The following is a 25042-nucleotide window of genomic DNA, read 5'->3' on the forward strand; positions in this document are numbered from 1 at the left end:
CCTTGGGTCGATAGCGGGCGATGTGCCCCCGCACCAGCCTCGCTTGTCGCGGGGCGCCCGCCGTTCTAGGGGAGGCTCACAGTCACGACCGGGAACCCGCATGCTTTCGATCTTCCGCAACAACCCCAAGATCGTGATCGCGATCTTCGCCATCGTCACGATCGCCTTCGTCGTGACGCTCGTCGACAAGGGGGGGATGTCCGGCTTCACCGGCGGCGGAAGCGGATCGAGCACCGGCGCGATCGCCACGATCGGCGACACCAGCATCTCGGCGGACGATCTGGAGCAGCAGGTCCGCAACCGCTTCGCCCAGGCACAACAGCAGCAGCCGACGCTCGACATGCCGACCTTCCTGTCGGGCGGCACGTTCGAGCAGCTCGTCGATCAGTCGATCGGCGCCACCGCGATGGAGCAATATGCCCGCCAGATCGGCCTCGCCGCCAGCGACAAGCAGATCAACGGCCAGATCGCGGGCATCCCCGCCTTCCACGGGCCGGACGGCAAGTTCAGCCAGCAGCTGTACGAAGGCGCGCTCCAGCAGCAGCATCTGACCGACAAATCGGTACGCGCCGATATCGGCGGCACCATCCTGCGCCAGATGATCTACCTGCCCGTCACCGGCGCGCAGACACTGCCGGACGGGCTGGTGAAGCCCTATGCCAATCTGTTCATGGAAACCCGTTCGGGCGAGATCGGCTTCGTGCCGATCAGCGCGACGCAGGGCAGCGTGACGCCGAGCGCCGCCGACCTGCAGGGCTTCTACAAGAGCCACATCGCCGTCTACACCACGCCCGAGCTTCGCACGCTGCGCTACGCGCTGCTGGGCCGCGAGCAGGTGGCGGCGAAGGCGATCCCGACCGATGCCGAGATCAAGCAGGTCTATGACGCCAATCCGGACAAATATGCCGCGCGCGAAACCCGCGACCTGAGCCAGGTGGTGCTGCCCGACGAGGCCAAGGCCAAGGCTTTCAAGGCCTCGGTCGCGGGCGGCAAGAGCTTCGCCGAGGCCGCGCAGGCCGCCGGCTTTAGCGCCGCCGACACCGGCGTCGGCGTCAAGACGCAGAACCAGTTCGCCCAGCAGGCCGGCGCGGCCGTCGCTGCCGCCGCCTTCGCGGCCCCTCAGGGCGGCGTCACCGATCCCGTGAAGTCCGATTTCGGCTGGGTCGTCGTGAAGGTGAACGCGGTGAGCAAGATCGCCGCCACGCCCTATGACACCGCCAAGGCCCAGATCGCCGGCGATCTCGTCAAGACCAAGCAGGACAAGGCGCTGTCCGATCTGGTCGCCAAGGTGCAGGACGCGCTGGACAACGGCCAGGGCTTCGCGGACATCGTCAAGGCGAACGGCCTCGCCATCGTCGAGAGCCCGGCGGTGTCGGCCGCCGGCCAGATCCCCGGCCAGCCCGCGTTCAAGCCCGCGCCCGATCTGCTGCCGCTGCTCCAGCCCGGCTTCAAGGCCAATCCGGACGATCCCGCCTCGGTGCAGCCGATCACGCCCGACGAGCGCTACGCGCTGCTCGCGGTCGGCCACGTCACGCCGTCGGCGCCGATCCCCTTCGCGCAGGTGCAGGATCGCGTGAAGGCGGACTTCGTCGCGTCGCGCGCCAACGATCAGGCCAAGGCGATCGCCACCGCGCTGCAGGCCAAGGTGAAGGCCGGCACCAGCATGGCCGAAGCCTTCGCGCATGCGCCGGTGAAGCTCGATGCGCCCAAGCCGACGGAGGGCCGCCGCATCGATCTCGCCCGGATGCAGGGCAACATCCCGCCGCCGGTCGCCGCTCTGTTCAGCACGACGCTCGGCTCGGCCCAGCTGGTCGCCGCGCCGGGCGGCCAGGGCTGGTACGTCGTGCATGTCGGCAAGGTGACGCCCGCCGACGACAAGGCGCTGGCACCCGCCATCCAGGAAGCGCGCAACCACTTCCTGCCGGCGGCCAACGACGAATATCTCCAGCAATTGTCGACGGCAGCGAAGATCGCGGTCGGCGCCAAGCGGGACGAGGGCGCCATCCAGGGCGTGCGCGCGAAGCTGCTCGGCGCGACGCCGGCCCAGTGAATCCGAAGGACGTGAGCGACGCCGCCGCCGATCAGCGCGCCGCCGAGGCGCTGGCCTCCGGCCGCCCGGCGCTCGTCTGGCGGCGGCAGATCGCGGATACCGAAACGCCGGTCTCGGCCGCGCTCAAGCTGATCGAGCCGGGGCGCGGCGACTATCTGCTCGAATCGGTGGAGGGCGGGCGCACCCGCGGCCGCCACTCGATGATCGGACTGGCTCCCGACCTCGTCTTCCGTGCACGCGGTCGCGAGGCGGCGATCAACCCGCGCTGGCTGGCGGATCGTGAGGCGTTCGGCCCTTGCGAGGGCGACAGCCTTTCGGCGCTCCGCGCGCTGGTCGGCCGCTGCCGGATGGACGTGCCGGAGGGGCTGCCCAAGGCCCTCGCCTGCCTGGTCGGCTATTTCGCATACGAGACGGTCGGGCTGGTCGAGGATCTGCCCCGCCCCGCCCCCAATCCGCTCGACCTGCCCGACATGCTGTTCGTGCGGCCGAGCCTGATCCTGCTGTTCGATCGCCTGACCGACGAGCTCTTCTGGGTCGCGCCGGTGTGGCCGGACACGGGCGGCACGATGGCACAGGCGCTGGAGCGGATCGAGACGGCGCAGGCGCGGCTCGCGCAGCCGGTGCCGGCAGCCTCACGCATCGCCGCCGAGCCGAGCGAGGCGGGCCTGACATCCACGCTCCCCGCCGGCCGCTACGGCGCAATGGTCGCCGCCGCCAAGGACTACATCGCCGCCGGCGACATCTTCCAGGTGGTGCTGGCGCAGCGTTTCACTCGGCCGTTCCCGCTGCCGCCTTTCGATCTCTACCGGGCGCTCAGGCGGATCAACCCTTCGCCCTTCCTCTATTTCCTCGATCTCCCGGGCTTCGCGCTGATCGGCTCCAGCCCCGAAATCCTCGTCCGCGCCCGCGATGGCGAGGTGACGATCCGCCCGATCGCAGGCACCCGCCCTCGTGGCAAGACCGACGCCGAGGACGCCGCGCGGCGCGAGGAACTGCTCGCCGATCCGAAGGAGCGCGCCGAGCATCTGATGCTGCTCGATCTCGGCCGCAACGATGTCGGCCGGGTGGCAGCGGCGGGCACCGTGACGGTGACGGAGAGCTATACGGTCGAGCTCTACAGCCACGTCATGCACATCGTCTCGAACGTGACCGGCCGGCTCGATCCGAACAAGGACGCGATCGACGCCTTGCTCGGCGGCTTTCCGGCGGGCACGGTGTCGGGGGCGCCCAAGGTGCGCGCCTGCGAGATCATCGCCGAACTGGAGCCCGAGACGCGCGGCGCCTATGCCGGTGGCGTCGGCTATTTCTCGCCCGACGGATCGATGGACAGCTGCATCGTATTGAGGACGGCGGTGGTGAAGAACGGTGTGATGCACGTCCAGGCCGGCGCCGGCATCGTCGCGGACAGCGATCCCGCCTCCGAACAGCGCGAGTGCGAGGCGAAGGCCGGGGCTTTGTTCGCGGCGGCGCGCGAGGCCGAGGCACGGTCGCTGGACGCGGGCTACGGCCAATAGCAACTCGCCGCAAAACCGGTATCAAACTTAACTATCCCTTAGTCGAAACCGCCGCACAAAGCGGGCCATGTTCATGGACAACGGCCCGACCCAACTCGCGAACACCGTGCGCAAGGCGGCCAAGCTGTCCGGCGACCTCGGCATTCGCACGCTCGATCTGCAGGCGAACATCGCCGCATTGGCCGAGCGCGTCACCGAACAGGCCGCCACCGTCGAGCGGATCGGCCTCGACACCGATCGGCTCGAGCGCGATCAGCAGGCCGTCTCGATCGCCGCGCGCGAGGCCAAGGAGAAGGCGTCCGCCGCCTCCACGGTGATCGACGATTCGACGCGCCGCCTTTCCGCCGCCAACGCCAACGTCGTCGAGCTCATCGATCAGGTCAGCCAGATCCACGCTGGCCTCGGCAGCTTCAACGCCGCGCTCGCCTCGGTGGCGCAGGTGACCGAGGCGATCAGCCGCATCACCAGCCAGGTCAACCTGCTCGCGCTCAACGCCACGATCGAGGCGGCGCGCGCGGGCGACGCCGGGCGCGGCTTCGCGGTGGTGGCGCAGGAGGTGAAGAAGCTCGCGCTGGAGACGGCTTCCGCCACCCAGAAGATCGACCAGGCGGTGAAGGGTCTGACCGTCGAGGCCGACGTGATGCTCCACCGCATCGAGAGCGGCGTCGACAAGGCCCGCGCCGCGCACACCGGCACCCGCCAGATCGAGGCGATGACCGCCGAGGTGGGCGGGCTGATGCAGGGCCTGAGCGGCGACACCGACGCGGTCGCGCGGTCGATGGAATCGATCGTCGGATCGGTCTCGGGCGTGCGCCACGGCATCGGCGCGCTGGGCGACACCAGCAGCGACAACGCCACCGATCTCAACCAACTCAGCCGCCTGCTGAGCAGCGTGTCGGACGATACCAACGCGCTGCTCCAATATATCGCCGAGAGCGCGGTCGACATTCCCGATTCGCCCTACATCCGCTTCGCCACCGACATGGCCGCCGATATCGCCACCAAGATCGAGGGCGCGATCGCCGAAGGCCGAGTCACGCTCGCCGAGGTGATGAGCGAGAATTACCGGCCGATCGTGGGCAGCCATCCGCAGAAATACGATCATCCGATCGTGCCGTTCGTGGTGCCGGCGGCACGGCCGCACCAGGAGGCGGCGCGCAGGCTGCCTGGCTTCTTCGGCCTGACCGTCACCGATCGCAACGCGTTCGGCCCGGTGGCGATGCCCGAGCGCTCGCAGCCCGAGCGGCAGGACAAGGCGTGGAACGAGGAATATAGCCGCCACCAGCAGATCTTCGCGTTCGCCGATACCGTGCAGCAGTGCAAGACGACCCAGCCCTTCCTGATCAAGGCCTACCGCCGGCCGATCGCATCCGGGGGCGTGATGCTGCTCAAGCAGGTGATCGCCTCGATCCATGTCGGCGGGCGGCATTGGGGCATCCTGCAGCTCGCCTATCAGGATCAGGGGTAACCTCGGAAGAAACTCCATCAGCCGTTCGTGCTGAGGAGCCACTGAGCGCAGTCGAAGCGGCGTCTCGAAGCACAGCCGCAACGCAAGCCCTTCGAGATGGGCCTTCGACTGCGCTCCGCTCCGCTCAGTCCCTCCTCAGGGCGAACGGGGTTGGAGCCGCCAACAAGCTTTCCTTCCTTGCACTCGCGCCCTTCCGCGCTAAGTCGCGAGGATCATGATCCTCGTCATCGACAATTACGACAGCTTCACCTGGAACCTGGTGCACTACCTCCAGGAGCTCGGTGCCGCCGTGGAGGTGGTGCGCAACGACGCGATCGGCGTAGGCCAGGCGATGTCGAGCGGGGCGGACGCCTTCCTGATCTCGCCCGGCCCCTGCACGCCCAACGAGGCCGGGATCAGCCTCGATCTCGTCGCCGCCTGCGTGGAGGACCGCAGGCCGCTGCTCGGCGTGTGCCTCGGCCACCAGTCGATCGGGCAGAGCTTTGGCGGCACCGTCTCCCGCGCGCGGCAGTTGATGCACGGCAAGACCAGCCTCGTCAGCCATGACGGCACCGGCCTGTTCGCAGGCCTGCCCTCGCCCTTCACCGGCACCCGCTATCATTCGCTGATCGTCGAGGAAGCGGGCCTGCCGCCGGAGCTGATCGTCAACGCGCGCAGCGAGGACGGCACGATCATGGGCTTCCGCCACGTGGAGCTGCCGATCCACGGAGTCCAGTTCCACCCCGAAAGCATCGCCACCGAACATGGCCATGCGATGCTGGCCAATTTCATGCGGGCGGCGGGCATCCCCGTGCTGGAACGGGCATGATCGCGCGGGCGGCCCTGATCCTCGCGTTCGGGCTGCTGCCCTCGGCCGCGCTCGCCTGGACCAAGCCGCCGCCCGACGATGCCTGCCGCCCGGCCCAGTTCGAGGGCGCCCAATTCACGCTCTGCAAGGCCGTGCCCGGCAAGCAGACGCTCCGTCTCGTCGATCGCGGGCCGGACGGCAAGCCGCTGCGCCGCTTCGCGAAGCTCAAGGCGCTCGGCGGCAAAGCCTCGGTCGCCTTCGCGATGAATGCCGGCATGTTCGATGCGAGGGGCCTGCCGGTAGGCCTGCTGGTGATCGACGGCAAGCAGGAGAAGCCGCTCAGCCGGAAGAAGGGCTCGGGCAACTTCTACTTGAAACCCAACGGGGTATTCTACGAGGATGCCACAGGATGGCATGTCGCCGATACCGACACATATGCCACCGACCAGCATGACGGCCTGCGCTTCGCCACCCAGTCCGGCCCGATGCTGCTGGTGGACGGCGCGTTAAACCCGCAGATCAACGCCAACGGCCCTTCGCAGAAGCGGCGCAACGGCGTCTGCGTCGATGAAAAAGGCGTGGCCTGGTTCGCGATCAGCGAGGCGCCGGTCTCGTTCGGCCGCTTCGCCCGCCTGTTCCGCGACAAGCTCGCCTGCAAGGACGCGCTCTATCTCGACGGCACCGTCTCCAGCCTGTGGGACCCGGCCGCCGACCGGCTCGATGCCCGCGCCCCGCTCGGCCCGATTGTCGTCGCCGAGCAAAGCAAGTAGCGCGCTCGCACGATGACAGAGGTCGCCCTGCTTCCCGATCCCGCCACGCCGCTCGAGTTCGAGACGGCCGAGGCCGCCTTCGCCGACATCCTCGACGGCCGCGTGCCCGAAGAAGCGATCATCCGGTTCATCACCGATCTGACGCTGCGCGAGGAGACCGCTACCGAGATCGCCGCCGCCGCCCGGGCTCTCCGCGAGCGGATGATCGAGGTGAAGGCGCCGGCGGGCGCGATCGACGTCTGCGGCACCGGCGGCGACGGCGCGCACAGTCTCAACATCTCCACCGCCGTCGCGATCGTGGTGGCGGCCGCCGGCGTGCCGGTCGCCAAGCACGGCAACCGCGCCGCCTCCTCCAAGGCGGGCGCCGCCGACACGCTGGAGGCGCTCGGCCTGAACCTCGACAGGGCCGCAGCGACGGCCGAGGAGTCCCTGGAAGAACTGGGTTTGGCGTTCCTCTTCGCGCAGACCCACCATCCCGCGCTCGGCAAGCTCGCGCCGGTGCGCAAGGCGATCGGACGGCGGACGATCTTCAACATCGTCGGCCCGCTGTGCAATCCCGGCCGCGTCACCCGCCAGTTGATGGGCGTGGCACGCACCGACTATCTCGGCACCGTCGCCCGCGCGCTCGATCTGCTCGGCACCGAGAGCGCGATGATCGTGGCCGGCGACGAGGGTCTGGACGAGCTCTCGATCGCGGGCGGCAGCCGGATCATCCGCCTGGGCGCGATCGGCGACCGCGAGGAGCATGTCGTCCCCGGCGACGTCGGCGTGGAGCCGCATCCGCTCACCGCGATTCGGGGCGGAGACTCCGCCTACAACGCCGCCGCGCTCGCCCGGCTGCTGCAGGGCGAGGCCGGGCCGTATCGCGACGCGGTGCTGCTCAACGCCTCGGCGGCGCTGATCGTCGCCGGGCGTACCACCGACTGGCAGGAAGGCGCCGATATCGCCGGCGAAGCGATCGACGACGGATCGGCCGAACGCCTGCTCCAGCGCTGGATCGCCTTCTGATGGGCACCGTTCTCGACAGGATCATCGAGACCACTCGCGCCGAGGTGGCTCGCCGCAGCGCTGAGACAACGCTCTCCGCGCTCGAGGCAACGGCGCGCGCACAGCAGCCCCCGCGCGGCTTCGCGGCGGCGCTCTCGCGCAAGGCCGACACAGGCCACGCGCTGATCGCGGAAATCAAGAAAGCATCGCCCTCCAAGGGATTGATCCGCGAGGATTTCGATCCCCCAGCCCATGCCCGCGATTATGAGGCGGGTGGCGCCGCCTGCCTCTCGGTGCTGACCGACAAGCCCTTCTTCCGGGGCGACGAGGAGTATCTGATCGCGGCGCGGGCGGCCTGCTCGCTGCCGGCGATCCGCAAGGATTTCATGGTCGATCCCTGGCAGGTCGCCGAGGCGCGCGCGATCGGGGCGGACGCGATCCTGATCATCGTCGCCGCGCTCGACGACGGTGCCATGGCGGAAATCGAGGCGGCCGCGATCGATCATGGCATGGACGCGCTGATCGAGGTGCATGACGAGGCCGAGCTGGAGCGCGCGCTGCGGCTCAAGTCCCGGCTGATCGGCGTGAACAACCGCGATCTGCGCGACTTCACCGTCGATCTCGGCCGCACGGAGACGCTGGCGAAGCTTATGCCGGCCGGCACGCAGATCGTCGCCGAAAGCGGCCTCGCCACCAAGGCCGATCTCGACCGGCTGGCGGCCGCCGGCATCCACCGCTTCCTCGTCGGCGAGACGCTGATGCGGCAGGCCGACGTGGCGGCGGCGACGCGCACGCTGCTGACGGGCGTATGAGCGGCCTTACCCATCTCGATGAAGATGGGGCCGCTCGCATGGTCGACGTCTCCGCCAAGCCCGCCACCGCGCGCGCGGCGACCGCCTCCGGCCGCATCACCATGTCGGCGCAAGCCGCCGCCGCCATCCGCGATGGCGCGGTGAAGAAGGGCGACGTGCTCGCCGTCGCACGGGTGGCGGGGATCATGGCGGCCAAGCGCACCGCCGATCTCATTCCGCTCTGCCATCCGCTGCCACTCTCGGGCGTGACGCTGGACCTCGCGGTCGAGGCTGAGGGCGTCACCGCCACCGCGACGGCCCGCACCACCCACAGCACCGGCGTGGAAATGGAAGCGATGACAGCCGTTTCCGCGGCACTCCTCACGATCTACGATATGGCCAAGGCGATCGATCGCGGCATGGTGATCGGCGAAATCCGCCTGCTCACCAAATCAGGTGGGCGATCGGGCGACTGGCGGGCATGAGCCTGCTGCCGGTCACCGACGCGCAGGCCCGCCTGCTCGCGCTGGCCTCTCCCCTGCCGGTCGAGACGGTATCGCTGGTCGATGCCGTCGGCCGCTGGTCGGTGGAGGACGTGCTCGCCCGGCGGGATCAGCCGAGCCACGATCTCTCGGCGATGGACGGTTATGCGATCCGCTATGCCGAGCGCCCCGGGCCGTGGACCGTCGTCGGCGAAAGCGCGGCCGGTGCCGGCTACGACCGCCCGCTCCGCCCGCGCGAAGCCGCCCGCATCTTCACCGGCGCGCCCGTGCCCGAAGGCGCCGACTGCGTGCTGGTGCAGGAAGAGGCCGCGCGCGACGGCGATCGACTCTCCATGACCGGCGAAGGGCCGCGCCGGATCGGCGGGAACATCCGCCCCAGGGCGATGGATTTCGGGCGCGACGCCCTGCTCGTCACGGCGGGCACCCGGATCGATGCCCGTCACGTCGCGCTCGCCGGCATCGGCGGCCACGGCACGATCGCGGTGCGTCGCCGCCCCCGCATCGCCCTGATCTCCACCGGTGACGAGCTGGTGCCGCTCGGCGCGCCGACGCCGGGCGCCAGCCTCCCCGCCTCCAACGCCGCGATGCTGGCGGCCCTGCTCGCCGACCGGCCGGCCGAGGTGCGCGATCACGGCGTCGTGCCCGACGATCTGGATCGCATCGCGCGGGCCTTCCGCGACGCCGCTGCCGAGGCCGATATCATCGTCACCACCGGCGGCGTCTCGGTCGGCGCCCGCGATCTCGTCCGACCGGCGCTGGAGCGGGCCGGGGCGACCCTCGATTTCTGGCGGGTTGCGATGAAGCCGGGCAAGCCGTTGCTGGCGGGCACGCTCGGCGACGCGATCGTGCTCGGCCTGCCCGGCAATCCGGTGTCCGCCTACGTCACTGCATGCCTGTTCCTGTTGCCGCTGATCGCGCGGATGGGCGGAGCCGTCGATGCCCTGCCGAAGACGCGCACCGTCACGCTCGGCGCCGCCCTCCCCGCCAATGGCGAGCGGCAGGATTATCTGCGCGCGCGCATCGAGAACGGCCGCGCCTTCGCTCCCGATGGGCAGGATTCCGCCGCCCTGGTTGCGCTGGCGGCGGCGGACGGGTTGATCGTTCGTCCACCGCATGTTCCTCCGGCCGAAATCGGAGACTCGGCGGAAATGCTCGATCTCGGCTAGGTCGAGGGGCATTGACAGGGTCGTTTCGGTTTCCTACACGTTCGCCATCCGTTCCAGATAGGAATTGGCGATGCTGACGCGCAAGCAACACGAACTGCTCCTCTTCATTCACGACCGTCTGGCCGAAACCGGCGTGTCGCCCTCGTTCGAGGAGATGAAGGATGCGCTGGACCTCAAGTCCAAGTCCGGCGTGCACCGCCTGATCCGGGCGCTGGAGGAGCGTGACTTCATCCGCCGCCTGCCCAACCGGGCGCGCGCGCTCGAGGTGCTGCGCATGCCCGAGCGGGTGATCCCCGCCAAGGCGGCGGCCGCCGCCGCGCCCGCCCTGGCCCCCGCCGCGCCGAAGATCCCGGTCGCCGCCAACGACAGCGTGCTCGAGATCCCGCTCCACGGCCGCATTGCCGCCGGTATGCCGATCGAGGCGATGGAGGGCCAGTCGAGTCTGTCCGTCCCTGCCGCCCTGCTCGGGCCGGGCGAGCATTATGCCCTGGAGGTGTCCGGCGACTCGATGATCGAGGCCGGCATCCTCGACGGCGACTATGCGCTGATCCGCCGCACCGAGACGGCGCGCGACGGCGAGATCGTGGTGGCGCTGGTCGACGAGGCCGAGGCGACGCTCAAATATTTCCGCCGCGAAGGGCAGATGATCCGGCTCGATCCGGCCAACCATGCCTATTCGCCGCAGCGCTACCAGTCCGGCCAGGTGCGCGTGCAGGGCAAGCTCGCGGGGCTGCTCCGCCGCTATTGAGCGACGCGTCGCTGGCTGCTCGCGGGCGGCTTCGTTAAGGATGCCTCTCCCGAAGCAGGAGACGGCGCATGGGGCGATTGAACGGCAAGGTCGCGCTCGTCACCGGCGCGGCGCGCGGCATCGGGGAGGCGATCGCCCGAGCCTTCGTCGCAGACGGTGCGCGGGTCTGGCTAACCGACATCGCCGATGCGAGCGCCTCGGCGGAGGCACTGGGTGCACAGGCGCGATCCGCGCGGCTGGACGTCCGCAGCGAAACGGAATGGGACGCTGCGATCGCGGCACTGCTGAAGCGCGACGGGCGGCTCGATGTCCTCGTCAACAATGCGGGCGTCACCGGGTTCGAGGCGAGCGCCGGCCCGCATGATCCCGAGAACGCCTCGCTGGACGACTGGCGCGCCGTCCATGCGACCAATCTCGACGGCACCTTCCTCGGCTGCCGCGCCGCGATCCGGGCGATGCGGCCCACCGGCAGCGGCTCGATCATCAATATCTCGTCGCGTTCCGGCCTTGTCGGCATCCCCGGCGCCGCCGCTTATGCTTCGTCCAAGGCGGCGGTGCGCAACCACAGCAAATCGGTGGCGCTGTGGTGCGCGCAGCAGGGCCTCGCAATCCGCTGCAACTCGATCCATCCCGCCGCGATCCTGACGCCGATGTGGGACGCGATGCTCGGCGACGGTCCCGACCGCGCGGATCGCGAAGCCTCGCTCGTCGCCAACACCCCGCTCAGGCGCTTCGGCACGGTGGAGGAGGTCGCCGCGATGGCGGTCTATCTCGCCTCGGACGAATCCGCCTACGTCACCGGCTCGGAATTCCACATCGACGGCGGGCTGCTCGCCGGCTCCGCCGCGTCGCCGGGCTGAGCAGGCGGATCGCTACGGCTCGCCGCGCGGCGTGCGGATCATCCGCAGACCCAGCAGGAACCAGCCGGCGCCGACGATCAGGCTGGCGAGGATTCCGCCCGCCACGCCGAGCGCCTTGATCGCATTGAGCACCGGCGTGGCGACGAAGCCGAACAGCAGCAGCGCGGTGATCGATCGCGGTATGCGTCGCGCCAGCAACAGGGCGATCGCGAGCAGCAGCCAGCCCAGATAGAAGACGGCGATGGCAAGCACCGCCCCGATCGCGAGCGGCCCATGCGGACCGCCCATCGCGGCATCCAGCGCGGCGGGCGCATGCAGCGCGTAATCGTGCACGAAGAAGGCCTGGCCATATTCGACCGCGAACAGCAGCACTTGCCCCCCGAGCGCCGAAGTGCAGGCGATCGCCGCAAAGGCGCCGCTTCCCGCCAATCGCCCGTCGCGTACGCCAGCCAATCCAAAAACAAGCGCCAGCGCGACCGCCGACGCGATCACCTGCCGGAGGAAATAGACCCGGGAAGCGGCGATGACCGCGAACGAACCGGCCGGCAGGTGCGGCGACACCAGCAGGTTCAGCGCCAGCGTCGCCACCGCCGCGGCACAGAGGCACGCGCCGGACGCGCGAAGGGATGCATCGGTCATGGCTCGCTCCTCCGTCGATGCCGAGAGGAACACCAGGAACACCGCCCCGCTCAAGCGGGAATGGCGCCCCGCACACGCTCAGTGCCGCAGGGCAAACATGCTCGTCGCCGCTCGCGGTCGAAGCGCTTCCCGGGTTGCGATTCCCCCACCTCCACCATTAGCGTGCGCCATCAGGCATGGCGGGGCGACGATGAAAGCAATCCGGGCGTCGATGGTGCTGCTGCTTCTTGCCGGATGCCATGGGGACAAGTCCGGGAACAGCGCCGTGGCGCAGACGGCCGAGGGGCCGCACGTCATCCACCTGTTCCCCGCCGCGACCGAGGCCCGCCTGTTCGTCGATACCGGCCGGACCGACGCCCATTTCCACCCGGTCCTGACGCCGAAGGACGGCCATGCCTTGACGGCCGGCCAGCGGAAGATCCTCGAAAGCGCGCTGGTCTGGAACGACAATTACGGCAAGGAAGATGTCGCCGCCTGCTTCATGCCGCACCATTTCTTCCGCTATTTCGATGCGCAGCATCGCAAGGTCGGGGAGATCGCGGTGTGCTTCTGCTGCGGCGGAGTCGAGGTCGACAAGGGAGACGGCACGGCCATCTATCCCGAAACCCGGCTGAACGCGCATTACGACCGGCTGAAAGCCCTCATCCACGGCATGGGCGAGCGCACCGACATCGAATGCAGCCCCGGCGACCTCGACTGATCCCGCGTCGGGATCACCCCGCGTCGCAGGCGGTGATCACCGGGAAGCTTCGCTCCGGCTGCTGATCGATCGTGTAGCGGACGGTGCGGCAGCCTCGCGCGTCGGCGGTGGCGCTCGGCACCGCGTAACCGGTCAGGCCGGCATCGGACCAGCGCTGGGTCTGGCCGGTGCGCATAGCGCGATGGATCGCGTCCTTCACTGCCTGCGAGCCAAGCGGATTGACGCCGCCGTCGGAGGCTGGCTCCGCCGCATTCGATGGTGTGCCTGCGGCCGAAGGCGCTGGGGCGCTATTGTTGTCGGCAGCCGGCTTATCGCTGCATGCCGCCAGCATCAGCAGGACGGTCGTCGCGCCAAGGATCGCGCGCCGCCCAGGCCCGCCGGGCGAAATTCGGATCGTTCTGCGGGAGAGGCCTGTCGTCATGGTCGGTCGCGACCATGGCCCAGGGGTGCGCCGCCTGCAACTCCGCGACGCTGGTGACGCCCGGGTCGACCAGCCGGATCGCGAGGCCGCCGGTCTTCGCGAGCAAATTGGGGTCCGCCTTCAGCCAGCGCGGGCGGCACCAATCGGGCAGGCGGCGGTCGCTGGCGACGATATCGGCGGCGGCGCAGGCCGGCTCCATCGCCGCGCGGTCGATGCGGTAGGCGCTGCGCGTCGCGAGGAGGTGCCAGACACGATTGTCGCGGATCAGCGTTGCCGTGCAGCTGTCCGGCCCGCAGACCGCGCCGGGCAGGTCATCGAGCGCGATCGCATCGTCCCCTTCGCGGCCGGAGATTTCGGAGAGGGTGTCGCGCATATAATCGCCGGTGCGCTCGCGCAGCAGCGCCACGCGGCCGTCGAGACCGCGCACCGCGAGATGGCGGCCGTCGCCGGTGATGAAGATGTCGGCGGGGTGCGTCGCCAGCGTCATCGCCGCGCCGGCCGCGATCGGCAGCAGGCCGAGCAAACGCGCCCGTGTCCGCCACAGGGCCAGCCACAGACCGCCCACGGCGATCAGGGCGAAGGCGGCGCGCGACATGGTCGGCACGAACGTGACGGCGCCGGGCAGCGACCCGACCGAGTGCGCGATCCACAGCAGCAGCGCGAGCGCCCTGCCCGTCACCCACCAGAAGGGCGCGCCAAGCCCCACGCAATCGGCGATCAGCGCCAGCGCCTCGGCGGGCATGATCACGAAGGTGGTGAGCGGGATCGCGACGATGTTCGCCGCCGCGCCGTAGAGGCCGGCGCGATGGAAGTGGAAGATTGCGATCGGCGCCAGCGCGGCCTCGACGACGAGACCGGTGAGCAGCAAGGCGGCGAGTTCGCGCAGCAGGCGGCGCAGCCACGGCTCCTCGCGCTTCTCGAAGGTGCGGCGGGTCCATTGCAGTTCGTGGAGAGCGACGATCGAAAGAATCGCGGCGAAGCTCAGCTGGAAGCTCGGCCCGGCGACCGATTCGGGCCAGAACAGCACGCAGACCAGCGCGCCCGCCGCGACCAGCCTCAGCGTCATCGCCTCGCGCCCCAGCGCGACGCCCGCCAATACCACCAGCGCGGCGATCAGCGAGCGCACGGTCGGCACCTCGGCGCCGGTCAGCAAGGTATAGGCGATGCCCATGACGGCGCCACAACCCGCTGCGATCAGCAACAGCGGCGCGCGGAGTGCGAGGCGCGGCCACAGCGCCAGCAGGCGGAGCGCGAGGAACATGGTCGCGCCCACCGCCGCCGTCAGGTGCAGGCCGCTCACCGAGAGGAGGTGCGCGAGGCCCGATCGGCGAAAGGCGTCGTTGTCGTCCTGCGTCACCCCGCCCATGTCGCCGGTGACGAGCGCGGCGGCGACGCCGGCCTGCCCCGGCGGCAGCTCGGTCATGATGTGCGCGGTCAGCCCGATCCGCGCGTCGGCCAGCCATTCGGCAGGGCCGCCGGTGGGTGCCGGGGTGATGAGCTTCACCGGATCGAGCGCTTTGCCCGTTGCGGGGATGCCGGAGAACCAGGCGACCGCGGAATAATCGTAGGCGCCCGGCACGGCCGCCGAGGGCGGCGGCACCAGTCGCGCGCGCAAAGCGATGACGGCGCCGGGCGCGAGGCCAGGGACGGCATTCTCGTCGGGGATGTTGATGCGGATCACGCCCACCGCACTCCGGCGCAGGCGGGAGTGCTGTGGGGCGAGCGCCGCGTCGCAGACGCCGGCGCTTCGGCCTTCGTCGGAGCACGATAGCGGCAGCAGCGTCACCCGAACCGCTTGCCGCGCGGGCAGCGGTTCGACTCGCTCGATCCGTGCCGTGAGGTTTGCGATGCCATCCCGCGCCAGCACCGGCGCGCCAGCACGCTCTGCCTTCCACCAGATCAGGCCGCAACCGATCGCCACCGACAATGCGAAGATCGCGACCGACCGCCCCGCCCGTCCGCCACGCCCGAAGGCGAAGCCCGCCAACGCCAGCGCCGCCATCGAGAGCAGCAGGCCTTCCCACGCTTGCTCGCCCGGCAGCCAGAACCAGCCCGCGACTCCGGCGACCATCCCCACCGGCAACCACAGCGGCAGCTGCGTTCGTTCCGCCTCCAGCCAGTCTTCGAGTCGCGCCGAGGCAAGCGAAAGCGGCCGGAAACCAGGCCATTTCGGCATGGTTTGCCGGTTCCAGAACGCCATGCTAGGGCCGCGCGCAACATCCCCCATGGATGTTCAGTGTGGAGAAAGCCTGCGTGGGTGCAAGCGACGACAGAAGTGATTCGACCATGACGGCAGCGTCGGCGCCGGTGGTCACACGTTTTGCCCCCTCTCCTACCGGATTCCTGCACATCGGCGGCGCCCGCACGGCGTTGTTCAACTGGCTGTGGGCGCGCCACACCGGCGGCAAGTTCCTGCTGCGCATCGAGGATACCGATCGCGCCCGCTCCACCCAGCCGGCGATCGAGGCGATCCTCGACGGGATGCGCTGGCTCGGCCTCGATTGGGACGGCGACGAAATCTACCAGTTCGCCCGCGCCAGCCGTCACGCCGAGGTGGCGTTCGACCTGCTCGAGCGCGGCCACGCCTACAAATGCTTCGCCACCGCGGAGGAGCTCGCCGAGATGCGCGAGCAGCAGCGCGCCGCCAAGCTGCCCATGCGGTACGACGGCCGCTGGCGGAACCGCGACCCGAAAGAGGCGCCCGAGGGCGCACCCTTCGTCGTCCGCCTGAAGGCCGAGACCGAAGGCGAGACGACGATCCGCGATCTCGTCCAGGGCGACGTCACCGTCCGCAATTCCGAGCTGGACGACATGGTGCTGCTCCGCTCGGACGGCACGCCGACCTACATGCTGGCCGTCGTGGTCGACGATCACGACATGGGCATCACCCATGTGATCCGCGGCGACGACCATCTCAACAACGCCTTCCGCCAGCTCGGCATCATCCGTGCGATGAACTGGCCGGAGCCGATCTACGGCCACGTCCCGCTGATCCACGGCGACGACGGACAGAAGCTCTCCAAGCGCCACGGCGCCCTGGCGGTCGATGCCTATCGCGACGAGATGGGCATCCTGCCCGAAGCGCTCAACAATTACCTGCTGCGCATCGGCTGGGGCCATGGCGACGAGGAACTGATCGACCGCGACCGCGCGATCGAGATCTTCGACGTATCCGGCATCGGCCGCTCGCCCGGCCGCACCGATCGCAAGAAGCTGGAAAACGTCAACGGCCATTATATCCGCGCCGCCGACGACCGGCGCCTGACCGATCTCACCGCCCCGTTCGTGGCGCAGAAGATCGGCCGTGACATGACAGCGACGGACATCAACCTTCTGCATCGCAGCATTGAGTTTCTGAAGCCGCGCGCCAAGGATTTGCTGGAATTGGCCGAGGGCGCGACTTTCCTTTTTCGCACTCGCCCCCTAGATATGGAGGAGCGGGCTCTGGCTCTTCTGGAGGGTCAGGGTGCGCAGTTGCTTGCCGCCGTGACGACGGCGCTCTCGTCCGTGGAGTGGACGAACGAAGCGCTCGATGCGGCGGTGCGCGGCGTGGCCGAGGAGGCCGGCGTCGGGCTCGGCAAGGTGGCGCAGCCGCTCCGCGCGGCGCTTACCGGCCGGACCACCTCGCCCGGCATCTTCGACGTGTTGCTGTTGCTCGGACGGGAGGAGAGCCTCGCGCGGCTCTCGGACCAGCTGGCGACCGCGAACTGATCTCACGGCGCCGTTGAGCCCGGTCCTCGGGCTCGCCAACGGCGCCCTTTTGGAGGACGATGAACATGGCTGACGGCACCGCCAAGCTGGCGCTCGGCGACAAGAGCACCGACTACCCGATCATGTCGGGCACCGTCGGGCCGCAGGTGATCGACATCCGCAAGCTCTACGGCGACACGGACATGTTCACCTACGATCCGGGCTTCACCTCGACCGCCAGCTGCGAGTCGGGCCTGACCTATATCGACGGCGACGCCGGTATCCTGCTGCATCGCGGCTACCCGATCGACCAGCTCGCCGAGCAGTCGAGCTTCATGGAGGTCGCCTACCTGCTCCTCAACGGCGAACTGCCTTCGAAGAGCGAGTTCGAGACCTTCAACACCCACATCACGCGCCACACCATGGTGCACGAGCAGCTTTCGACCTTCTTCCGCGGCTTCCGCCGCGATGCGCACCCGATGGCGATCATGTGCGGCGTGGTCGGCGCGCTGTCGTCCTTCTACCACGATTCCACCGACATCAACGATCCCAAGCAGCGCGAGATCGCCTCGCACCGCCTGATCGCCAAGATGCCGACGATCGCGGCGATGGCGTATAAATATTCGGTCGGCCAGCCCTTCGTCTATCCGAAGAACTCGCTGAGCTACACCGAGAATTTCCTGAACATGACCTACTCGGTGCCGGCCGAGGAGTATGAGATCGATCCGATCATCGCTTCGGCGATGGACAAGATCTTCATCCTCCATGCCGACCACGAGCAGAACGCCTCGACATCGACCGTGCGCCTCGCCGGTTCGTCGGGCGCCAACCCCTTCGCCTGCATCGCGGCGGGCATCGCCTGCCTGTGGGGCCCGGCGCATGGCGGCGCCAACGAGGCGGCGCTCAACATGCTGCGCGAGATCGGCACGCCGGACCGCATTCCCGAGTTCATCGCGCGCGCCAAGAACAAGGACGATCCGTTCCGCCTGATGGGCTTCGGCCATCGCGTGTACAAGAATTTCGATCCGCGCGCGAAGGTGCTGTCCAAGGCGGCGACCGAGGTGCTCGACAAGCTCGGCATCAACGATCCGGTGCTCGATACCGCCCGCGAGCTCGAGCAGCTGGCGCTCAAGGACCAGTATTTCATCGACAAGAAGCTCTACCCGAACGTGGACTTCTATTCGGGCGTGATCCTGTCGGCGATCGGCTTCCCGACCACCATGTTCACCGTGCTGTTCGCGCTGGCCCGCACCGTGGGCTGGGTGGCGCAGTGGAACGAGATGATCACGGATCCCGCCCAGAAGATCGGCCGCCCGCGCCAGCTCTACACCGGCCCGACGCAGCGCGACTACGTGCCGCTCGGCGAGCGTTGAGCCGGATACGATGGTAAGAAAGGGGCGGTCGCTGCGGCGGCCGCCTTTTTCTTTTGAGCGACTGCCATATTTCGTCACCCCGGCCCCGAGCCGGGGTCCAGCTTCCTCATTCCGTTGAACGTTGGATGGCAGCTATCGCTCCACGAGCAGTCGTTCTGGCGGCATCGTTCAGGACCCGATTGCGGTCATCCCGAAAAAGTGGTCATCATGGGCTATGACGAAGCGGCCTTTTTGCGTGCTAATGGCGGCAGTTGCGGTAACTGCCTGCACTGATCAACCAAGGCGCGAAGTTCAGGCAGTTGTCGTCGATATAAGGCCGCATGTTTCTCCGAAATGGAATACCGACCAATTGGTGATCGAGGCACGGACTGCCGATGGTCTTGATGGAACCAAGGAAGTTTTGAGGGCTGGCCTAACCTGTCGCGTGGGCGATACGGTCCATGCAACCGCTCAAGGCTTAACTCTGACGCTTGACGAACACGCGTGTGCCCGCAAGGGAACACCGCCGCTGCCATCTTGGCCCCTTTGAAAATGGGCGACTTTCCCATCGGCTCAGCCGAAAACTGTCCGGCCGGAACCCACTAGCCCCCCCCTCACCCTCAAAACCTGATCCACAGCCCCGTATAGACGCCGCGCTCGCGCAGAGCGTTGCGCCCCGTCACCGTCGCGATGCCGCCGAGCTGGAGCGCCACGCGATCGGTGAGATCGTACACGCCGCCCGCATAGAAGGTGCTGTAACGGTAGGAGGGGTAGCGGCTCCCCGCCCCGTCGGAGAAGGTGTTGTAGCTGTTCGCCTGGAACGTCAGCCGCTTGGTCAAATGCAGGCCGACCTGCAGATCGGCATGCCACTCGTTGGGCTCGCCGCGCGAGCGGAAGCGGTAGCCGCCCTCGGCGATCGAATAGCCGTCCAGCCCGAGCAGCTTGAACGACTTGCCGACCTCGACGCGGGTATCCTCCTGCACGTCGGTCGATCCGATCTGTGCGGGGATGTCGTCGCGGCGCTTGCCGGGGATGAAGACGGTGCTCTTGAGCGAGACCACCCAGTCGCCGCCGCCCGCCACCTTGTAGCGCGCGCCGAGCTCGGTGTAGCCGAGGCCGAAACTGTCCTTGCCGTCCTGCACCGTCACGCGGCGCAGGCTGGGCGTGGCGAGCAGGCTGAGATTGTTGGTCAGGCCGTATTCCGTCGAGAAATAGACGTTATACTGATCGTAGTTGCTGGCGTTGTAGAGGTTGCCGTGGCTGTCGAAGCTGTCGCCTGCGTGCGAATAGAGCGCGGTGACGATCATCCGACCCTGCCCCGCCGGCATCGTCCAGCCGTCGGCATGCGCGGCGGCGGGGAGCAATCCCCCAATCCCCGCTCCCGTCGCGATCGCGGCAAGGCCCACCGCATGGCGCTTGCGCATGATGGCGCCTTTCCTTCTGCTCGCGGCGAACCGCAGACGCTCTTTCCGCAGCTTGAACGCAACATTCATGGTTAACGACCCCTCGAAACATGATTGACCCGCGCAAGTCCCGATGGAACCGCCGCGCGGTGCTGGCGGGCGCGGCCGCCCTTCCGTTGATGAGCTTCGCGCGCGAAGAGGCGATGAAGGACCGCGCCGGCCGCGCAGGCATGCTGTTCGGCGTGGCGGTGCGGGCGAGCCAGCTGCGCGAGGACGCGGATTTCCGCGCCGCGATCACCCGTGAGTGCAGCGTGATCACGCCCGAACTGGAGCTGAAATGGGCGTGGCTGGAGCCCCAGCGCGGCCAGCTCAGCTTCACCGATGCCGACCAGATCGCCAGCTTCGCCGCACGGACCGGCAAGGCGATGCACGGCCATGCGCTGCTCTGGCACCTCAGCATCGCCCCGTGGGCGGCCGAAGCGCTGGGCGACAATCCGGACTGGACGATCGTGCGCCGCTTCCTCGCCTCGGTGATCCCGCGCTACGGCGAGGTGACGAACACATGGGACGTCGTCAACGAGCCGATGGAGATGGGACACCGCATGGACGGCCTGCGCCCCTCGCCCTACCTCGCCGCGTTCGGGCCGGACTATATCCGCCGCGCGCTGGAGGATGCCCGCCTGTTCGCGCCCAGGGCCAAGCTGTTCATCAACGAATTCGGGCTCGACTATGATTTCCAGGTAGAGCGGGACAAGCGCTACCTGCTGCTCAAGCTGCTGGAAGGATTGAAGAAATCTGGCGCGCCGATCGACGGGCTCGGCATGCAGGCGCATCTGGAGATCGCCAAGCAGGCGCATTTCGATCCCAGGGCGCTGGCGCAGTTCTTCGACGATGTCGGCAGCCTCGGCCTCGAGGTCCGGATCAGCGAGCTGGACGTGAAGGAGGCCGACGGCACGCTGCCCACCGCCGAACGCGATGCGCGCGTTGCCGACGCCGTGCGCCGCTATCTCGATGTCGCGATGGCCAATCGCGCGGTCGGCACGATCGGATGCTGGGGCCTGACCGATCGCTACAGCTGGCTGGAGTCGCCCGGTGGCAAGGCCGGCGCGAATCGCGGCCTCCCGCTCGACAGCGCGTTGCATCCCAAGCCCATGTATCACGCAATTTCCGAGGCTTACGCGCTGCGTGGCGGCTGAACGCCGGCTGGTTACCACAACTTTAACGCTCGATGATTCCACCCGGTTAAGCGGGCCGGAGGCAAGTCCCTGTGCGGGGGAGCGCAGGTTTCGGACTGCCTCGAAATGCTTTTCAACGTGTCTCGTCGCGGGCTTTTGTCCGTGATGGCGGCTGCGCCTATGACCTTGGCCATGGCGTCTGCCGGTCCCGCTGAAACCGTGCCGAATTTTCTCGGCGACGGCGCCGCGCCGCCCGCGCGCAAGCCGGTCGCGCGCCTGTTCGGCGCCGCCGTGCGGCCCGATCAGCTCACCGACGAGACTCCCCTGTTGCAGGCGATCCGCGGCTGCGGCCTGCTCGTGCCCGAATATCACGGCCAGTGGAGCGCGGTCGAATGGCGGCGCGGCGATCCGTGGTACGGCAATTACGACGCGATCTGCGATTTCGCGGAGAAGCATGGCCAGCAGGTGCGTGGCCACTCGCTGATCTGGGAGCAGATGACGCCCGACTGGGCGCGCGACGAGATGCTGCACGGCAAGGACTGGAATACGATCGAGCGTCACTTCGCGACGCTGCTTCCGCGCTACGCGGGCCGCATCCGCGAATGGATCGTCGTCAACGAGATGATCGACACCGAGCATGGCGATCACGGCTTCCGCCGCACCAGCTTCCAGCGCGCCTATGGCAATGATTACGTCCGCCGCGCGCTGGAGACGGCCCGCGTGCTCGATCCGCAGGCGAAGCTGATGATCAACGATTATTCGCTGCTCTACGACAATCCGGTCGACGAGGCGCGGCGCAACCAGATGCTGCGACTGGTCGAGCGGATCAAGGCGAGCGGCACCCCGCTCGACATGGTCGGGCTGCAGGGCCATCTGGAACTGCGCAAGGGCCGCATCTCGCAGCCCAAGGTGGCGCGCTTCATGGCCGATCTCGCCGGCATGGGCGTCGAGGTGGCGATCACCGAGCTCGACGTGTTGGAGGACGATCTGAACCGCCCGGTCGAAGAGCGCGATGCGCGCGTGGCGCAGGCGGCGCAGGATTTGCTGGATGTCGTGGCTAACCAGAAGGCGGTGAGCAGTGTTGTCACCTGGGGCCTTTCCGACAAGCAGAGCTGGCTGCAGGATCGGCTGCCCGTCACGAAGGCGGCGCAGGCCTGCTCGCCGATCGACTGCGGCGCGATGAATCGCGGCCTGCCCTTCGACGGCGAGATGCGCGCGAAGCCGATGCACGCTGCCCTGCAGCGGGCTGTGAGCATGGTTTGAACAAACTGGCCACCCCGTTCGCCCTGAGGAGGGACTGAGCGAAGTCGAAGCCTGTCCTGAGCGACGCCGCAGGCGGCGTCGAAGGGGCCCGTCTCGAAGGGCTGTGCCCAATTTTGGCCCGTCGAGACGCCGCTCCGACAAGCTCAGCGGCTCCTCAGGGCGAACGGTATGGGAGCCGTCAGACAAGCAGCTTGCCCCGTTCCAGCTGCGCCATGCTCTCGCTCGACCGGTCGACCGGCTTCTGCGCGGTCTTCACCCATTCGATCAGTTCGGCCATGCCGCTCTCGAAGTCGCGCTTCGGCGCAATCCCGAACACCCGCTCGAGCTTGGAGATGTCGGCAAAGCAATGCCGGATATCGCCCACCCGGTAGCGGCCGAGAATTTCCGGCGCGATGTTCTTGCCGAGCAACCGCGCCAGCACCTGCGCGATCTCGCGCACCGTGATCGACTTGCCCGAGCCGACGTTGAACGCATCCCAGATGCGCTTGTCGCTTTCCAGCACGGCGGCGAAGGCCTCCGCCACGTCGCGGACATGGACGAAATCGCGGCGCTGCTCGCCATCCTCGAAGATCAAAGGCGCGCTGTCGTTGACCAGCCGCGATATGAAGATCGCCGCCACACCGGTATAGGGATTGGAGAGCGCCTGCCGCGATCCGTAGGCATTGAACAGGCGCAGCGCGACCGTCGGGATGTCGAGCGCGCGGCCGACCGAGAGGAACATCTCCTCATGGTCGCGCTTGTTGATCGCATAGATCGATCCGGGCTGGAGCGGCTTGTCCTCGTTGGTGGGAAGCGGCTCCAGCGCGGCGCCGTTCTCGGTGAGATCCCACTCCTGCGCCTTGAGCTGATCGGCCGATCGCGGCAGCGGCGCGGCGCGCTCCCCGGATTCCGCGTTACGGTACGCGCCCTCCCCGTAGATCGACATGGACGAGGCCACCGCGATCCGTTCGATCTTATGGCCGCCCTCGCTCAGCACCTGCAGCATCACGGCGGCGGCGAGCGTGTTGTTGCGGGTATATTCGAGGATGTCGGTCATGCTCTGGCCGACCCCCACAGAGGCCGCGAGGTGCGCGAGGTGCGTCACCCCGTCCAGCGCATCGCGGAAGGTGTCGGCGTCGAGCACGTTGCCCTTGATGCGCAGCACGTTGGGGTTGAGATAGACGGGCCACCCCTCCGCATCCATCGCCGCGTCGCCGTGCACCTGCGGCAGCAGCGCGTCGAGCACCGTCACCCGAAATCCGCGCTCGATCATGACGTCGGCGAGGTGCGATCCGATGAAGCCGGCGCCGCCGGTGATCAGGACATGCTTGGTGGTCATGCGGTCTCCTCATTCCCGCCGCGGACGCGGCGCACGAGCTTGTTGTTGGCGTCGATCTTTTCGGTGCGCTCCCAGACGAGGCCGCCGTCCTTCCGGTACATCCGCCAGCCGATCCACAGCGGCGCGATCCAGATCAGGCCCCAGATCATCAGGAAGACGGGATTGCAGCGGACGAGATAGCGCAGCCGGTCGCGCTTGCGCTCCAGAACCAGAGCGGTACGCCGCCATACCGAGAGGTAGAGCAGCACCATCGCCAGCCCGTAGCAGGTGATGTTCGCCATCGAGAGCATCACCGTCCACGCCGGCAGCGGGCCGCTGCCGTCCGCCCAGCGCCAGAGCGCCCAGATGCCGACGGGCAGACCGATCGGGTTGATCCAGTAGCTGAGGCAGGGAAGGAAGATCATCCACGCCTTCACGCGCTCCAGCCAGGTATAGCCGAGCGCCTTCAAGGGCACGTCGAGGCTCTGGAAGAAGCCCGCGACCCACCGCTTGCGCTGCGTGATGCCGCGCCCGAAGGTGGCGGGCACCTCCTCGATCAGCGGATTCTCGATGTAACCGAGCCGCTTGCCGTTCTTCCAGAAGCGCAGGCCGACTTCCGGATCCTCGATCGTGATCCACGGGTGGAAACCGCCCAGCTCGACGAGGTCCGACGCCTTGAAGAACAGCCCCTTGCCCAGAACCCAGAAGGGCTGCTTTCCGTCCGCCGTCAGGTGCGGATACTTCCGCCCGTCCCACGCCATGTGATCGAAGGCGTGGAAGCTGCACGCGAGGCTGTCGTTGAGGTTGCCGGCGATGTTGCTCGCCTGCAGCACGTCGAAGCGCTGCATGCCGATCGCGGCGGCGATCAGGTGATCCTCGGGCGGGCAGCTGTCGGCATCGATATAGTTGATCAGGAAGTCGCCTTCGGTCGCCAGCTTCTCTTTCGCGAGCGTGTAGAAAGCGTAGATCAGCTGGCGTGTCTTCTTGGGCGGCAGATCCTTCACCCCGGCGCGCGGGCCGTCGTGCCACCAATAGGCCTTGGGGTTCGCCTCCCACTGATCCCACACCGCGCTCCACGAGGAGTCGGAGGTCTTGGGGATCTCCATTACCTCAAGGAAGTCGAACTCCTGCTGGAGCCGGCGCAGCGCCGCCACCGTCACCGTGTCGTCCGCATTGGGAATCGAGACGACGCGGAACAGGTGCTGGGGGTAACGAAGCTGGCGCAGCGAGATGAAGGTGGTGCGCATCGTCTCCTCCAACTCCCGCAGCACGGGGTAGAAGAGGACGATGCGCGGATAGTCCTCCGGCTGGAGATGCTCCGCGTTCCGCATGTCGACACGGTCGACCGGCAGGCGGAAGAGGTAGATGTCGACGCAGAATGCCAGCGCATACAGCACCTGCGTCACCACGAACGCCACGCACAGCACCGCCGTCAGGGTATCGGTTTCCCCCGGCATG

General features: G+C 68.2%; 22 protein-coding genes. 16 read left to right on the forward strand and 6 right to left on the reverse strand.

Features of this window, described 5'->3' with window-relative positions; genetic code table 11:
- Positions 1–100 precede the first annotated feature (100 nt).
- The 11 genes from HZF05_RS20095 (at position 101) to HZF05_RS20145 (ending at position 11644) form a co-directional block, all read left to right on the forward strand.
- Positions 101–2050: a peptidylprolyl isomerase gene (locus HZF05_RS20095; protein WP_160364245.1), complete on the forward strand. Its 1950-nt coding sequence runs from the start codon at positions 101–103 to the stop codon at positions 2048–2050.
- An 11-nt stretch (positions 2051–2061) separates the two neighbouring features.
- A complete protein-coding gene (gene trpE / locus HZF05_RS20100) occupies positions 2062–3564 on the forward strand; it encodes an anthranilate synthase component I (protein ID WP_160364246.1) in 1503 nt (500 codons plus the stop codon).
- Between the two features lie 67 nt (positions 3565–3631).
- The gene (locus HZF05_RS20105) at positions 3632–5032 is read left to right on the forward strand and encodes a methyl-accepting chemotaxis protein (protein ID WP_246332104.1); all 1401 of its coding nucleotides are present in this window, start codon (positions 3632–3634) and stop codon (positions 5030–5032) included.
- A 214-nt stretch (positions 5033–5246) separates the two neighbouring features.
- On the forward strand, positions 5247–5840 hold the full coding sequence (locus HZF05_RS20110) for an anthranilate synthase component II (RefSeq protein ID WP_160364248.1): 594 nt from the start codon (positions 5247–5249) through the stop codon (positions 5838–5840).
- Positions 5837–6589: a phosphodiester glycosidase family protein gene (locus tag HZF05_RS20115; RefSeq protein ID WP_160364249.1), complete on the forward strand. Its 753-nt coding sequence runs from the start codon at positions 5837–5839 to the stop codon at positions 6587–6589. The genes HZF05_RS20110 and HZF05_RS20115 overlap by 4 nt, the downstream gene beginning before the upstream one ends.
- Positions 6590–6601: 12 nt before the next feature.
- A complete protein-coding gene (gene trpD, locus HZF05_RS20120) occupies positions 6602–7597 on the forward strand; it encodes an anthranilate phosphoribosyltransferase (protein ID WP_160364250.1) in 996 nt (331 codons plus the stop codon).
- On the forward strand, positions 7597–8388 hold the full coding sequence (trpC, locus tag HZF05_RS20125) for an indole-3-glycerol phosphate synthase TrpC (RefSeq protein WP_160364251.1): 792 nt from the start codon (positions 7597–7599) through the stop codon (positions 8386–8388). Before trpD ends, trpC begins: the two co-directional genes overlap by 1 nt.
- On the forward strand, positions 8385–8852 hold the full coding sequence (gene moaC, locus HZF05_RS20130; protein WP_160364252.1) for a cyclic pyranopterin monophosphate synthase MoaC: 468 nt from the start codon (positions 8385–8387) through the stop codon (positions 8850–8852). Before trpC ends, moaC begins: the two co-directional genes overlap by 4 nt.
- Positions 8849–10036 (forward strand): molybdopterin molybdotransferase MoeA, encoded by a 1188-nt coding sequence (locus tag HZF05_RS20135; protein ID WP_160364253.1) that lies wholly within the window; start codon positions 8849–8851, stop codon positions 10034–10036. The genes moaC and HZF05_RS20135 overlap by 4 nt, the downstream gene beginning before the upstream one ends.
- Before the next feature lie 70 nt (positions 10037–10106).
- Positions 10107–10784, forward strand: a complete 678-nt coding sequence (gene lexA / locus HZF05_RS20140; protein ID WP_160364254.1) for a transcriptional repressor LexA — start codon at positions 10107–10109, stop codon at positions 10782–10784.
- A 68-nt stretch (positions 10785–10852) separates the two neighbouring features.
- Entirely contained in the window at positions 10853–11644 is a 792-nt protein-coding gene (locus HZF05_RS20145; RefSeq protein ID WP_160364255.1) for an SDR family oxidoreductase, read from the forward strand.
- Positions 11645–11656: 12 nt separating this feature from the next.
- On the opposite strand, the gene HZF05_RS20150 is transcribed toward HZF05_RS20145, so the two are convergent.
- On the reverse strand, positions 11657–12283 hold the full coding sequence (locus tag HZF05_RS20150; protein WP_160364256.1) for a hypothetical protein: 627 nt from the start codon (positions 12281–12283) through the stop codon (positions 11657–11659).
- Positions 12284–12473: 190 nt separating this feature from the next.
- Here HZF05_RS20150 and HZF05_RS20155 point away from each other — a divergent pair, with 190 nt between their 5' ends.
- Positions 12474–12983, forward strand: a complete 510-nt coding sequence (locus HZF05_RS20155) for a hypothetical protein (RefSeq protein WP_160364257.1) — start codon at positions 12474–12476, stop codon at positions 12981–12983.
- Positions 12984–12996: 13 nt separating this feature from the next.
- On the opposite strand, the gene HZF05_RS20160 is transcribed toward HZF05_RS20155, so the two are convergent.
- Positions 12997–13182 carry a hypothetical protein gene (locus HZF05_RS20160; protein WP_160364258.1) on the reverse strand — a complete coding sequence of 62 codons (186 nt, stop codon included), beginning with the start codon at positions 13180–13182 and terminating at the stop codon, positions 12997–12999.
- A 109-nt stretch (positions 13183–13291) separates the two neighbouring features.
- A complete protein-coding gene (locus HZF05_RS20165) occupies positions 13292–15580 on the reverse strand; it encodes a ComEC/Rec2 family competence protein (protein ID WP_246332105.1) in 2289 nt (762 codons plus the stop codon).
- A gap of 110 nt (positions 15581–15690) precedes the next feature.
- Here HZF05_RS20165 and gltX point away from each other — a divergent pair, with 110 nt between their 5' ends.
- Positions 15691–17115, forward strand: coding sequence for a glutamate--tRNA ligase (gltX, locus tag HZF05_RS20170; protein ID WP_160364259.1), 1425 nt, complete (start codon positions 15691–15693; stop codon positions 17113–17115).
- 65 nt (positions 17116–17180) lie between these two features.
- On the forward strand, positions 17181–18467 hold the full coding sequence (locus HZF05_RS20175; protein WP_160364260.1) for a citrate synthase: 1287 nt from the start codon (positions 17181–17183) through the stop codon (positions 18465–18467).
- 599 nt (positions 18468–19066) lie between these two features.
- Here the strand turns inward: HZF05_RS20175 and HZF05_RS20180 are convergent.
- Positions 19067–19870: a transporter gene (locus HZF05_RS20180; RefSeq protein ID WP_160364261.1), complete on the reverse strand. Its 804-nt coding sequence runs from the start codon at positions 19868–19870 to the stop codon at positions 19067–19069.
- 89 nt (positions 19871–19959) lie between these two features.
- Here HZF05_RS20180 and HZF05_RS20185 point away from each other — a divergent pair, with 89 nt between their 5' ends.
- Entirely contained in the window at positions 19960–21045 is a 1086-nt protein-coding gene (locus HZF05_RS20185; RefSeq protein ID WP_160364262.1) for an endo-1,4-beta-xylanase, read from the forward strand.
- A gap of 171 nt (positions 21046–21216) precedes the next feature.
- Positions 21217–22287 (forward strand): endo-1,4-beta-xylanase, encoded by a 1071-nt coding sequence (locus HZF05_RS20190; protein ID WP_160364263.1) that lies wholly within the window; start codon positions 21217–21219, stop codon positions 22285–22287.
- Positions 22288–22465: 178 nt separating this feature from the next.
- Here the strand turns inward: HZF05_RS20190 and HZF05_RS20195 are convergent, their stop codons facing one another.
- Both HZF05_RS20195 and HZF05_RS20200 read right to left on the reverse strand, forming a co-directional pair.
- Positions 22466–23605 (reverse strand): NAD-dependent epimerase/dehydratase family protein, encoded by a 1140-nt coding sequence (locus HZF05_RS20195; protein ID WP_160364264.1) that lies wholly within the window; start codon positions 23603–23605, stop codon positions 22466–22468.
- Entirely contained in the window at positions 23602–25041 is a 1440-nt protein-coding gene (locus tag HZF05_RS20200) for a glycosyltransferase family 2 protein (RefSeq protein WP_160364265.1), read from the reverse strand. The genes HZF05_RS20195 and HZF05_RS20200 overlap by 4 nt, the downstream gene beginning before the upstream one ends.
- Position 25042 lies beyond the last annotated feature (1 nt).

It is taken from the genome of Sphingomonas chungangi (assembly GCF_013778325.1).
GTDB lineage: Bacteria > Pseudomonadota > Alphaproteobacteria > Sphingomonadales > Sphingomonadaceae > Solisphingomonas > Solisphingomonas chungangi.